Below are 11,854 nucleotides of genomic sequence, written 5' to 3' on the forward strand. Positions count from 1 at the left end.
CAACCCAACTTGGCAACAGCTTTGTCACACAAGTATGAGAGAGGTTTTTGGCGATCGAAATCAACCCATTGATCTATAAAGAAAATATGCCCTTTCCAGCCGCATCGGGAAGATGAGTACCCGATAAGGTTACTCGGGTATTTACCTATCAAGTTTTCAGCAATGCTGGAAATTGGCCGCGCGCTTCTCCACAAATGCGGCCATTCCCTCCTTCTGGTCCTCAGTCGCGAAGGTCGAGTGGAACAGGCGGCGCTCAAGGTGAACACCTTCGGAAAGACTCGTCTCGTAAGCGGCGTTGATCGACTCCTTGATCATCATGACCACTGGCAGCGAGAAGCCGGCGATGGTCTCGGCGGCGGCCAGGGCGTCGTCGAGCAGTTTGTCGGCCGCAACCACGCGCGACACCAGGCCTGCACGCTCGGCTTCCGCCGCATCCATCATGCGCGCGGTCAGGCACAGGTCCATGGCCTTTGCCTTGGACACGGCGCGCGGCAGGCGCTGGGTGCCGCCGGCCCCGGGCATCGTGCCCAGCTTGACTTCCGGCTGGCCGAAGCGGGCGCTATCGGCCGCGATGATGATGTCGCACATCATGGCCAGTTCGCAGCCACCGCCCAGCGCGTATCCCGCTACCGCCGCGATCACCGGCTTGCGGACGCGGCGGATAGCCTCCCAATTCCGCGTGATGTAGTCCCCCTTGTACACATCCATATAGGAGTACTTGGCCATCATGCCGATATCCGCGCCCGCGGCAAAGGCACGCTCGCTGCCGGTAATCACGATGCTGCCGATGGCCTCATCGGCATCAAAGGCAAGCAGGGCCGCGCCCAGTTCATCCATCAGCGCGTCGTTAAGCGCGTTCAGGGCCTTCGGGCGATTCAACGTCACCAGGCCTACGCGGCCGCGCGTCTCCACCAGAATGTTCTCGTACGACATGTGCTCTCCTCTTGGAAGTGGATCGATTCGTTACCCAGCGAGACAATACTCGCGCGTGGAAATTAGTGCTACCATTCGCCGACCGACTGGTCGGTTTATTTAAACGGCGCTCCGCTTCCGTCTATATATAAGGGAGCGCCGGCGTACCACCAGACATAGCAGCCACAAACATGGCAGGAGACAAAGATGCCAGAAATGCCCCCACAGGTCAGCCTGACTTCCGGCCCGATACTGCTCGCATGGCACGGCCAGGTAGCGGTTATCACGCTCAATCGCCCCGACAAGCTCAATAGCTTCACCCGCGAGATGCACGCCGTGCTGCAGCAGGCGCTCGACCATGTCGAGGCCGGCGGCGCGCGGTCCTTGCTGCTGACCGGCGCAGGGCGTGGCTTCTGCGCGGGACAGGATTTGGCCGACCTGGATTTCACACCCGGTGCGATGACGGATCTGGGCGAATTGATCGATGTGTGGTTCAACCGCTTGATCCGGCGCCTGCAAAAATTGCCGCTGCCCGTGATCGCCGCTGTCAACGGCACGGCGGCCGGCGCGGGTGCCAACCTTGCCCTGGCCTGCGACATGGTGCTGGCGGCGCGCTCCGCCAGCTTCATCCAGGCTTTCGTCAAAATCGGGCTGGTCCCGGATTCCGGCGGCACCTGGCTGCTCCCCAAACGCATCGGCATGGCGCGCGCCATGGGCCTGGCCATGACGGGCGACAAGCTCAGCGCGGAAGAGGCCGAGAAATGGGGGCTGATCTGGGAGGCGATGGACGACCCCCTGCTGCCCGAGCAAGCGCTGGCCCTGTCCACCCACCTGGCGGCTCAGCCGACGCGGGCGTTGGCAGCCATCAAGCAGGCGATGTACGCCGGCGCAAGCCAGGGGCTCGACGTCCAGCTCGACCTGGAACGCGACCTGCAGCGCGAACTGGGCGCCTCGCATGACTATGCCGAGGGAGTGAACGCCTTCCTGGAAAAGCGCGCGCCGCGCTTCACCGGCCGCTAAGGCCGGCCCCCACCGGTAATCCACCCTCCCCGCCCCCGACAGGAGACCAGCTTGACCCACAATCCCCAGGCCCTTGCCGAAGCGGCCGCCGCCAGCATGTACGAAGCCGATGCCTGCAGCCGCTGGCTGGGCATTACCCTTGAGGCCGTACGGCCCGGCTACGCGCGCCTGTCCATGCCGGTACGGCAGGAGTTCCTCAACGGCCACGGCATCTGCCACGGCGGCCTGATGTTCACGCTGGCCGATTCGACCTTTGCCTTCGCCTGCAACAGTCACAATATCAACACGGTGGCCGCGGGCTGCAGCATCGAATTCCTCAAACCCGTACACGATGGCGACGTGCTGACCGCCGAAGCCACGGAACAGGTCCTGTCGGGCAGGCATGGCATCTACGATATCCGCGTAATCAACCGTGCGGGCGAAGTGGTGGCGATGTTCCGCGGCAAGTCCGCCCAGATCAAGGGGCATGTGGTTACCCCGCCGGAACCGGCGTGAATCCATCGACATAGACACACCAATACATAAGCCCCCACGCGCAGGAGACACTATGACGCGCCTGACAGATCTGCCGCTCGATCCGATCGAGACCGCCAGCCGCGACGAATTGCAGGCCTTGCAGCTGGAACGCCTGAAATGGTCGCTCAACCACGCCTACCAGAACTCGCCGGTCTACCGTGCCAAGTTCGACGCCGCCGGCGTGCATCCGGACCAGGTGCGGACCCTGGCCGACCTCGCCCGCTTTCCCTTCACCACCAAGCAGGACCTGCGCGACAACTATCCGTTCGGCATGTTTGCCGTGCCGCAGGACCGTGTGGCGCGCATCCATGCCTCGTCGGGCACGACCGGCAAGCCCACGGTGGTGGGCTATACGCTGAAGGACATCGACACCTGGGCCACGGTGATGGCGCGTTCGATCCGCGCGGCAGGAGCCCGGCGCGGCGACAAGGTGCATATCAGTTATGGCTACGGGCTGTTCACCGGCGGCCTGGGCGCGCACTATGGAGTGGAAAAAGCGGGGCTCACAGCGATCCCCTTCGGCGGCGGCCAGACCGAGCGGCAGGTTCAGCTGATACAGGATTTCAAGCCCGAAGTGATCATGGTCACGCCCAGCTATATGCTGGCCATCGCGGACGAATTCGAGCGCCAGGGCATCGATCCCGCGTCCACCTCGCTTCGGGTCGGCATCTTCGGCGCCGAACCCTGGACGCCCGAGATGCGCCTGGCCATCGAGAAGCGCATGGGCATCTCGGCGGTGGATATCTATGGGTTGTCGGAAGTGATGGGGCCGGGTGTGGCCAACGARTGCGCCGAGACCAAGGACGGCCCGACSATCTGGGARGAYCAYTTCTAYCCSGARRTSATCGAYCCGGWCACYGGCGAAGTSCTRCCCGATGGCGAGTTYGGCGAACTGGTCTTCACCTCGCTATCCAAGGAGGCGCTGCCGATCATCCGCTACCGGACCCGTGACCTGACCCGCCTGCTGCCCGGCAGCGCCCGCCCGGCCTTCCGCCGGATGGAAAAAATCACCGGCCGCTCCGACGACATGATGATCGTTCGGGGCGTCAATGTGTTCCCCTCGCAAATCGAGGAACTGATCCTSAAGCATGCTGAACTGGCGCCGCACTACCAGTGCGTGCTGAGCAAGGACGGCCATCTCGATGTGCTGACCGTGCGCGTGGAATGCGCGCATGGCGTCGATCCTGCGGCCGCGCAGCAGGCCAACAAGCAGCTGACCTACGACATCAAGGCCTATATCGGCGTCACCGTCAGCATCGAGATCCTGCCCTCCGGTGGCGTGGAGCGCTCCGTGGGCAAGGCGCGGCGCATCGTCGACCAGCGCCCGCGCTGAAAGCCCGTGGCCGGCCAGGACTGGCCGGCCGGCGGCCTAGCTACGCGGCATCAGCACCCACATGCGCCCGCCCTGCTTCATGCGGCCGGCGGTTTCGCCCGCCGCATCCCCGGCGCCCCAGAAGAAGTCAGCGCGCACGCCCCCCTTGATGGCGGTCCCCGTATCCTGCGCGAACATCAGGCGCTGGATCGGCTCGGTGGAGAGCGGCCTGGTGGTGGAGAGGAAGACCGGCACGCCCAGCGGAATGGTGGCGGGATCTACCGCGATGGAGCGCTCCGCAGTCAGGGGCACGCCCAGTGCGCCGACCGGCCCATCGTTGTTGGCCGGCAGCTCACGGAAAAACACAAAGCGCGGATTGACGTTGAGCATTTCCTCGACGCGGCCCGGATTGGCGCGCGCCCAGGCCTTGATGCCCTGCATGGTGGCCTGCGCCGGCGTGATCTCGCCACGGTCGAGCAGCCACTTGCCGAAGGAGCGGAACGGCTGGTCATTGGTACCGCCGAAGCCCACCCGCATGACGCTGCCGTCCTGCAGGCGGATCCGGCCTGAGCCCTGGATCTGCAGGAAGGCGGCTTCCACGGGATCGTCCACCCAGACCAGCTCCTGGCCGCGCAGCGCCGGGTTCTGCAGCAGTTCGGCGCGCGCCGGCAGCGGCCGGTTGGCCCATTGGGGCGGCTTGCGGTACAGCGGGATCTGGTACTGGCCCTGGCGCGTGCGCGCGCCATGCAGGATCGGCTCGTAATAGCCGGTGATCAGCCCGCTGTCGGTGCCGTCGCCGTTGACCACGCGGAAGGGCTGGAAGTTGGATTCGAAGTAGGCGCGCATGGCGCCCAGGTCGCCGGCATCGACCAGCATGCCAAGCGCACAAACGCGGTTCCATTCGGCGCGCTTCTTCAAGGCCTGGCAGCTGGCCTGCAGCGCCGGCCAGGCGGCGCGCACGTCGTCCTGGCCCCAGCCCCCGATCTCGTTCCAGTTGGCGGCCTGCAGGACGCCCTTCTGCGTGGAACCGGTCGGCGGTGTCACGGGCCGCGTCCCGGGCCCCTCGACGCGGGGCGGCGGACCGCTCATGCAGCCGGCCAGCAGCGAGGCCGCGGCGGCCAGCCCCAGCCAGCCGAGCCGGCACCCGCCGGCCTCCTTGCGTGCCTGTGCGGCCGAGGCCCGGGGGGGAGAAAATGGAAAACGGAAAAAGGAATGCAGGTATGCCATCTTGATTGGATGAAAACTCAGCTTGTCGCGGATGCAGCGGATGCCACGGCCAGCCGTGGCGGGCTATGGCCTACAATGCCCACCGTCGCCTCCACGTAGCCCTGTCGCCCTGTCATGAGCAAGTTTTTCGAAGCCCATCCCATGCTGCTGTTCGCCCTTGRGGCCGGACTGGCGCTCTTCCTGCTGATCTTTATCGTGCTCTGGACCATGGGCACGGCCAAGAAAAACCCGCGCCCAAGCCGCGCTCCGGACAATCATCCTTCACGTGCCGGCCAGGACGCTGCCCATACCCGACAGGATCAGGACCGCACGCCGGGCCAATAGGTTCCGCGCCGCGCCGGCGGGCAGCCTTGCACGCATTGCAGCCCGGCCCCGCCCCGGCGGGCGCGCCTCAATGCAGCATGCGCGGCAGGACCAGCGCAAACTCCGGAATCGGCACCTCGAAGCGATGACCATCCTCGGCCACGCAGAAATACTCTCCCTTCATCGAGCCCACCGGCGTCGAGATGGTGGCCCAGCTGGTGTATTCGAAATGCTCGCCCGGCTTGAGCAGCGGCTGGTGCCCGACCACGCCAAGGCCGGCCACTTCCTGGGTACCATTGTCGCTATCGGTAATGACCCAGTGGCGCGAGATCAACTGCGCCGCCACCTCGCCGGTATTGTGGATCGTGATGGTGTAGGCGAAGGCATGGCGCCCCCGCTCGGGGTCTGACTGGTCGGTCAGGTACTGGGTCCGTACAGCCACGGAAAACGCGTATTCGCTCATTGTCGGCACATCGCAGGCGGGATCAGGGTAGCCGCATTGTGCGGCAAGGCTCCGGGGGCGGCAAGCAAAGCCGCCGCGAGTTGCCCGCCTGCGGGCAGCGCCACGCTGCGCGGGGAGGGTAAAATACCGCCTTCCCCTTGAAGCACCCTCCTCCGAGCCCCGCCATGAGCACGCCCACCTACCGCATCGCCCCGTCCATCCTGTCCGCCGACTTTGCCCGCCTGGGCGAGGAAGTGCGGCGCGTGACCGCGGACGGCGCCGACTGGATCCATTTCGACGTGATGGACAACCATTACGTGCCGAACCTGACCGTGGGCCCGCTGGTGTGCGAGGCGATCCGCCCGCATGTGACCGCCCCGATCGACGTGCACCTGATGGTGCGCCCGGTGGACCGCATCGTCCCGGACTTCGCCAAGGCCGGCGCCAATATCATCTCCTTCCACCCGGAGGCCAGCGACCATATCGACCGCACGCTGTCGCTGATCCGCGATCATGGCTGCCAGGCGGGTCTGGTGTTCAACCCGGCCACGCCGCTGCACCATCTGGACCACGTGATGGACCGCATCGACCTGATCCTGCTGATGTCGGTCAACCCCGGCTTCGGCGGCCAGTCCTTCATTCCCGAAACGCTCAACAAGCTGCGCGAGGCCCGCAAGCGTATCGACGCCTACGCCGAGCGCACCGGCCGTCGCATCCTGCTGCAAGTGGACGGCGGCGTGAAGGTGGACAACATCGCCGAGATTGCCGCGGCCGGCGCCGACACCTTTGTCGCCGGCTCGGCCGTGTTCAGCAAGCCGGACGCCGATGGCGGCTACAAGGGCGTGCTGTCGGCCATGCGCGCCGAACTGGCCAAGGTTGGCCAATGAGCGTGGTCCAGCCTAAACGCACCGACTGGCGCGGTATCCGGGGCGTCATTGTCGACCTGGACGGCACCATGGTGGACACCGCGGGCGACTTCCATGCCGCGGTCAATGCCATGCTCAAGGCGCTGGTCCACCTGCATCCGCAACTCGGCAGCGCCGAGCCGATGGGCAAGGCGGAAATCGTCAGCTTCGTCGGCAAGGGCTCGGAAAACCTGATCCGGTGCGTGCTTGACGCGCGCTTCTCGCCAGCCCACGCCAATGGGATGTTCGCGGATGCGCTGACCCTGTACGACCGCGAATACCTGCGCATCAATGGCCAGTTCTCGCGAGTCTACGCCGGCGTCACCGAGGGGCTGGCGGCGCTGAAGGCAGCAGGCCTGCGGCTGGCCTGCGTAACCAATAAGCCACACAACTTCACCGAGCCGCTACTCGCGAAGACAGGCCTGGGGCGCTTCTTCGAGCTGGTCTACGGTGGCGACGCCTTCGCCCTGCGCAAGCCGGATCCCCTGCCGCTGCTCAAGGTGGCCGATGCGTTCCGGCTGGAGCCGGCCCAGATGGCGGCGATCGGCGACTCGGAAAACGATGYGCAGGCAGCGCGCGCGGCGGGCATGGGAGTGCTCCTGGTGCCCTATGGCTACAACCATGGCAATCCTGTACAAGGCGTCGACGCCGATGGTATAGTCGATTCCATTGTCCTGGCTGCGGAGCTTTTTGCGGCACATCGGACATGACCCTGGCGGCCACGGCCGTCGGACACCAGCATCGCCAAACACCCAAACCATAAATCGCTGAACACGATTTCATGTTTCTGAACCGCAAACGCATCTCTTCTGGCAGTGATCGGCAGGCCTGGCCCTGGCGTCGCTGGCGCGCCTCCCAACAGGCGTAAAGTGCGTTCGCGAGTCTCCTGACCGCCCCCTTCCCGCATCCCCGCGATGCATCCGTACCAGGATGGGGCCGGCCAGACCGGCAGGTTGCCGGACCCTCACTGATTTTCCAGCCGCCCGACATCCCAGCCTTGCGCCGGTGTCACCCGAACGCGCTGCACGCCCACCCCGGCCGTGCGTGGACACTCGTCCGCGCCATGGTCTCTCCGGGGCGGGTCTGACGACCTTCCAGCCCCAAGTTGCCGACATCGCGGCGTGCGCCATACTGATACGCAGGCGCCGCAGCACAAGAGGATCGACATGACCGAACTGGAATTCAAATCGCTGGCCGAGCAGGGCTACAACCGCATCCCGCTGATCGCCGAAGCCTTCGCCGACCTGGAAACGCCGCTGTCGCTGTACCTGAAGCTGGCGCAGTCGCAAACGCGCGGGGTCAACACCTTCCTGCTGGAATCCGTGGTGGGCGGCGAGCGCTTCGGCCGCTACTCCTTTATCGGCCTGCACGCCCGCACCCTGCTGCGCGCCCACGGCATGCGCACCGAAGTGGTCACCGACGGCCGCGTGGTGGAAACCCATGAAGGCAACCCGCTCGACTTCATCGCCGATTTCGAGAAGCGGTTCAAGGTGGCGCTGCGCCCCGGCCTGCCGCGCTTCTGCGGCGRCCTGGCTGGCTACTTCGGCTACGATGCCGTGCGTTATATCGAAAAGAAGCTGGCCAACACGCAAAAGCCGGACGATCTGAATCTGCCTGACATCCAGCTGCTGCTGTGCGAAGAGCTGGCGGTAATCGACAACCTGTCAGGCAAGCTCTACCTGATCGTCTACGCCGACCCGACCACGCCAGAGGCCTACGCCCGTGCCCGCCAGCGCCTGCGCGAGCTGCGCATGAAGCTGCGCCAGCCGGTGGATGTGCCGATCACCAGCCCCTCGGTGCAGACCGACGTCTACCGCGAGTTCGACAAGGCCGATTACCTCACCGCCGTGCACAAGGCCAAGGAGTACATCATGGCCGGCGACATGATGCAGGTGCAGATCGGCCAGCGCCTGGTCAAGCCGTACCGCGACTCGCCGCTGACGCTGTACCGCGCGCTGCGCTCGCTGAATCCGTCGCCCTATATGTACTTCTACAACTTTGGCGACTTCCAGATCGTGGGCGCCTCGCCCGAGATCCTGGTGCGGCAGGAAACCCGCCGGGTTGGCAGCAATGGCGACCAGCGCGAGGATCACATCGTCACCATCCGTCCGCTGGCCGGCACCCGCCCGCGCGGCAACACGCCGGAAAAGGACGCGCAGCTCGCCACCGAACTGCTCAACGACCCGAAGGAAATCGCCGAGCACGTGATGCTGATCGACCTGGCGCGCAACGATATCGGCCGCATCGCCGAGACCGGCTCGGTCAAGGTCACCGACCAGATGGTGATCGAGAAGTACTCCCACGTGCAGCACATCGTCAGTTCCGTGGAAGGCACGCTCAAGCCCGGCATGAGCAACCTGGACGTGCTGCGCGCCACCTTCCCGGCCGGCACGCTGTCGGGCGCGCCCAAGGTGCATGCGATGGAGATCATCGACGAACTGGAGCCGCGCAAGCGTGGCATCTATGGCGGCGCGGTGGGCTACCTGTCCTTCGGCGGCGAAATGGACCTGGCGATCGCCATCCGCACCGGCATCGTCAAGGACGGCAATCTCTATGTGCAGGCCGCCGCCGGCATCGTTGCGGACTCGGACCCCGAAGCCGAATGGAGGGAAACCGAAGCCAAGGCGCGCGCCGTGATCCGCGCCGCCGAGCAGGTCCAGGACGGCCTGGATTCGGATATCTAAGGTAAAGGGAACAGGGGAACCGCCATGCTGCTGATGATCGACAACTACGATTCGTTTACCTACAACCTCGTCCAGTACTTCGGCGAACTCGGCGCCGACGTGCGCACCTATCGCAACGACGAAATCACGCTGGAAGAGATCGAGGCGCTCAGGCCCGACCATATCTGCGTCTCGCCCGGCCCGTGCAGCCCGAAGGAAGCCGGTATCTCCGTGGCGACGCTGCAGCACTTTGCCGGCCGCATCCCGATGCTGGGCGTGTGCCTGGGCCACCAGGCCATCGGCGAGGCCTTCGGCGGCAAGGTGATCCGCGCCAAGCAGGTCATGCACGGCAAGGTCAGCCGCATCGAGACCACGCAGGAAGGCGTCTTCGCCGGCCTGCCCAAGCATTTCGACGTGACGCGCTATCATTCCCTGGCGATCGAGCGCGAGACATTGCCGGATTGCCTGGAAGTGACCGCCTGGACACCGGATGGCGAAATCATGGGTGTGCGCCACAAGACGCTAGCCGTCGAGGGCGTGCAGTTCCATCCCGAGTCCATCCTGTCCGAGCATGGCCATGCGCTGCTGGCCAACTTCATCAAGGCGCCGCGATGAGACTGCTCGATACGCCGAACGCGCCCGCGCCATCAAATATCAAGACGGAAACCGCCATGTCCATCACGCCCCAGGAAGCCCTGACCCGCTGCATCGAACACCGCGAGATCTTCCATGACGAGATGCTGCACCTGATGCGGCAGATCATGCAGGGCCAGATGTCGCCGGTGATGGCGGCGGCCATCCTGACCGGGCTGCGCGTCAAGAAGGAGACCATCGGCGAGATCTCGGCGGCGGCGCAGGTGATGCGCGAGTTCGCCAACAAGGTGCCCGTCAAGGACCGCGAGAACTTCGTCGACATCGTCGGCACCGGTGGCGATGGCTCGCACACCTTCAATATCTCCACGGCGTCGATGTTCGTCGCCTCCGCCGCCGGCGCGCGCATCGCCAAGCACGGCAACCGCGGCGTCAGCTCCAAGTCGGGCAGCGCCGACGTGCTGGAAGCGCTGGGCGTCAATATCATGCTGACGCCGGAACAGGTCGGCGCGTGCATCGAGCAGACCGGTATCGGCTTCATGTTCGCGCCCACCCATCACCCGGCCATGAAGAACGTGGCGCCGATCCGCAAGGAAATGGGCGTGCGCACCATCTTCAATATCCTGGGCCCGCTGACCAATCCGGCAGACGCGCCCAATATCCTGATGGGCGTGTTCCACCCCGACCTGGTCGGCATCCAGGTGCGCGTGATGCAGCGCCTGGGCGCCAGGCATGCACTGGTGGTCTACGGCAAGGACGGCATGGACGAAGTCTCACTGGGCGCCGCCACGCTGGTGGGCGAACTGAAGGACGGCGAGGTGCGCGAGTACGAGATCCACCCCGAGGACTTCGGCCTGCAGATGATCTCCAATCGCGGCCTGAAGGTGGCTGATGCCACCGAGTCCAAGGAGATGCTGCTCGAAGCACTGACCGACGTGCCAGGCACTCCGCGCGAGATCGTCACGCTCAATGCCGGCACCGCGCTATACGCGGCCAATGTGGCCACCTCGATCGAGGACGGCATCCAGCGCGCGCGCGAAGCCATCGCCAGTGGCGCGGCGCGCGAGAAGCTCAACCAGTTCGTGCGCGCCACGCAGCAGTTCAAATAAGCCGGCCCCGTAGCCCATCCGTCGAGCGAGAGAATTACCGCATGTCCGATATCCTGCAGAAGATCCTGGCCGTGAAGGCCGACGAAGTGAACGCGGCGCGCAAGAAGCGCGACCTGCCCAGCTTGCGCGCCGAGGCCGAGAGCCTGCGCGGCGAGCCGGGCCTGGCGCCGCGCGGCTTTGAGCGCGCGCTGCGCGAAAAGATCGCCGCCGGTGACGCCGGGGTGATCGCCGAAGTGAAGAAAGCCTCCCCCTCCAAAGGCGTGCTGCGCGAGAATTTCGTGCCGGAGGCGATTGCCGAGAGCTATGCCAGCCATGGCGCGGCCTGCCTGTCAGTGCTGACCGACGTGAATTTCTTCCAGGGCCACGCCGACTTCCTCAAGCGCGCCCGCGGCGCCTGCCCGCTGCCGGCTCTGCGCAAGGACTTCATGATCGACCTCTACCAGGTCTATGAAGCCCGCACCTGGGGCGCCGACGCCATCCTGCTGATCGTGTCCGCGCTCGACCACGGCCTGATGGCGGAACTCGAAGCCTGCGCCCATGAGCTTGGCATGGACGTGCTGGTGGAAGTGCACGGCGGCGAAGAGCTGGATGCCGCGCTGCGCCTGAAGACGCCGCTGCTGGGCGTGAACAACCGCAACCTGCGCACGTTCGAAGTCACGCTCGACAACACGCTGGACCTGCTGCCGCGCATCCCGGAAGACCGCCTGGTGGTGACCGAATCCGGCATTCTCGGCCCGGACGACGTGCAGCGCATGCGCGACGCCAATGTGCATGCATTCCTGGTGGGCGAGGCCTTCATGCGCGCGCCCGACCCCGGTGCCGAGCTGGCACGCCTGTTTGCCTGAGCGGGAAGC

Annotated in this window: 13 protein-coding genes; 10 read left to right on the forward strand and 3 right to left on the reverse strand. The window is 65.4% G+C overall.

The window, feature by feature from the left end; all coding sequences use genetic code 11:
- Positions 1 to 156: 156 nt before the first annotated feature.
- Positions 157 to 933, reverse strand: coding sequence for an enoyl-CoA hydratase (locus tag AC1DKD_RS02680; RefSeq protein WP_441634115.1), 777 nt, complete (start codon positions 931 to 933; stop codon positions 157 to 159).
- 195 nt (positions 934 to 1,128) lie between these two features.
- Here AC1DKD_RS02680 and paaG point away from each other — a divergent pair, with 195 nt between their 5' ends.
- Genes paaG through paaK form a run of 3 tightly spaced genes read left to right on the forward strand, consistent with a single transcriptional unit; the run spans position 1,129 to position 3,781 of the window.
- On the forward strand, positions 1,129 to 1,932 hold the full coding sequence (paaG, locus tag AC1DKD_RS02685) for a 2-(1,2-epoxy-1,2-dihydrophenyl)acetyl-CoA isomerase PaaG (protein ID WP_441634176.1): 804 nt from the start codon (positions 1,129 to 1,131) through the stop codon (positions 1,930 to 1,932).
- Positions 1,933 to 1,983: 51 nt separating this feature from the next.
- Positions 1,984 to 2,427: a hydroxyphenylacetyl-CoA thioesterase PaaI gene (paaI, locus tag AC1DKD_RS02690; protein WP_441634117.1), complete on the forward strand. Its 444-nt coding sequence runs from the start codon at positions 1,984 to 1,986 to the stop codon at positions 2,425 to 2,427.
- A gap of 52 nt (positions 2,428 to 2,479) precedes the next feature.
- Complete coding sequence (gene paaK, locus AC1DKD_RS02695; protein ID WP_477142899.1) at positions 2,480 to 3,781, forward strand: phenylacetate--CoA ligase PaaK; 1,302 nt, start codon at positions 2,480 to 2,482, stop codon at positions 3,779 to 3,781.
- Between the two features lie 36 nt (positions 3,782 to 3,817).
- Here paaK and mltA read toward each other — a convergent pair whose 3' ends face one another.
- Positions 3,818 to 4,987 carry a murein transglycosylase A gene (gene mltA, locus AC1DKD_RS02700; RefSeq protein ID WP_441634121.1) on the reverse strand — a complete coding sequence of 390 codons (1,170 nt, stop codon included), beginning with the start codon at positions 4,985 to 4,987 and terminating at the stop codon, positions 3,818 to 3,820.
- Positions 4,988 to 5,101: 114 nt separating this feature from the next.
- On the opposite strand from mltA, the gene AC1DKD_RS02705 reads away from it, so the two are divergent.
- Positions 5,102 to 5,311 carry a hypothetical protein gene (locus tag AC1DKD_RS02705; RefSeq protein ID WP_477142900.1) on the forward strand — a complete coding sequence of 70 codons (210 nt, stop codon included), beginning with the start codon at positions 5,102 to 5,104 and terminating at the stop codon, positions 5,309 to 5,311.
- A 67-nt stretch (positions 5,312 to 5,378) separates the two neighbouring features.
- Here the strand turns inward: AC1DKD_RS02705 and apaG are convergent, their stop codons facing one another.
- Positions 5,379 to 5,753 carry a Co2+/Mg2+ efflux protein ApaG gene (apaG, locus tag AC1DKD_RS02710; RefSeq protein WP_035872641.1) on the reverse strand — a complete coding sequence of 125 codons (375 nt, stop codon included), beginning with the start codon at positions 5,751 to 5,753 and terminating at the stop codon, positions 5,379 to 5,381.
- Between the two features lie 164 nt (positions 5,754 to 5,917).
- Here apaG and rpe point away from each other — a divergent pair, with 164 nt between their 5' ends.
- From rpe to trpC, 6 genes are all read left to right on the forward strand, one after another.
- Positions 5,918 to 6,619: a ribulose-phosphate 3-epimerase gene (rpe, locus tag AC1DKD_RS02715; RefSeq protein WP_045238867.1), complete on the forward strand. Its 702-nt coding sequence runs from the start codon at positions 5,918 to 5,920 to the stop codon at positions 6,617 to 6,619.
- Positions 6,616 to 7,347 (forward strand): phosphoglycolate phosphatase, encoded by a 732-nt coding sequence (gene gph / locus AC1DKD_RS02720; RefSeq protein ID WP_477142901.1) that lies wholly within the window; start codon positions 6,616 to 6,618, stop codon positions 7,345 to 7,347. The genes rpe and gph overlap by 4 nt, the downstream gene beginning before the upstream one ends.
- Positions 7,348 to 7,803: 456 nt before the next feature.
- Positions 7,804 to 9,321: an anthranilate synthase component I gene (gene trpE / locus AC1DKD_RS02725; RefSeq protein WP_477142902.1), complete on the forward strand. Its 1,518-nt coding sequence runs from the start codon at positions 7,804 to 7,806 to the stop codon at positions 9,319 to 9,321.
- A 24-nt stretch (positions 9,322 to 9,345) separates the two neighbouring features.
- Positions 9,346 to 9,915 carry an aminodeoxychorismate/anthranilate synthase component II gene (locus AC1DKD_RS02730; RefSeq protein WP_441634130.1) on the forward strand — a complete coding sequence of 190 codons (570 nt, stop codon included), beginning with the start codon at positions 9,346 to 9,348 and terminating at the stop codon, positions 9,913 to 9,915.
- Between the two features lie 56 nt (positions 9,916 to 9,971).
- Positions 9,972 to 11,000, forward strand: a complete 1,029-nt coding sequence (gene trpD / locus AC1DKD_RS02735) for an anthranilate phosphoribosyltransferase (RefSeq protein WP_477102476.1) — start codon at positions 9,972 to 9,974, stop codon at positions 10,998 to 11,000.
- A 41-nt stretch (positions 11,001 to 11,041) separates the two neighbouring features.
- Positions 11,042 to 11,845, forward strand: coding sequence for an indole-3-glycerol phosphate synthase TrpC (gene trpC / locus AC1DKD_RS02740; RefSeq protein WP_441634134.1), 804 nt, complete (start codon positions 11,042 to 11,044; stop codon positions 11,843 to 11,845).
- Positions 11,846 to 11,854 lie beyond the last annotated feature (9 nt).

The organism is Cupriavidus sp. 05T313, assembly GCF_056396665.1.

Coding starts and splice junctions, on each gene's coding strand:
- rpe (WP_045238867.1), top strand. CDS start 5,918: ATGAGCACGCCCACCTACCGCATCGCCCCGTCCATCCTGTCCGCCGAC.
- AC1DKD_RS02680 (WP_441634115.1), bottom strand. CDS start 933: ATGTCGTACGAGAACATTCTGGTGGAGACGCGCGGCCGCGTAGGCCTG.
- mltA (WP_441634121.1), bottom strand. CDS start 4,987: ATGGCATACCTGCATTCCTTTTTCCGTTTTCCATTTTCTCCCCCCCGG.
- AC1DKD_RS02730 (WP_441634130.1), top strand. CDS start 9,346: ATGCTGCTGATGATCGACAACTACGATTCGTTTACCTACAACCTCGTC.
- paaG (WP_441634176.1), top strand. CDS start 1,129: ATGCCCCCACAGGTCAGCCTGACTTCCGGCCCGATACTGCTCGCATGG.
- trpC (WP_441634134.1), top strand. CDS start 11,042: ATGTCCGATATCCTGCAGAAGATCCTGGCCGTGAAGGCCGACGAAGTG.
- trpD (WP_477102476.1), top strand. CDS start 9,972: ATGTCCATCACGCCCCAGGAAGCCCTGACCCGCTGCATCGAACACCGC.
- apaG (WP_035872641.1), bottom strand. CDS start 5,753: ATGAGCGAATACGCGTTTTCCGTGGCTGTACGGACCCAGTACCTGACC.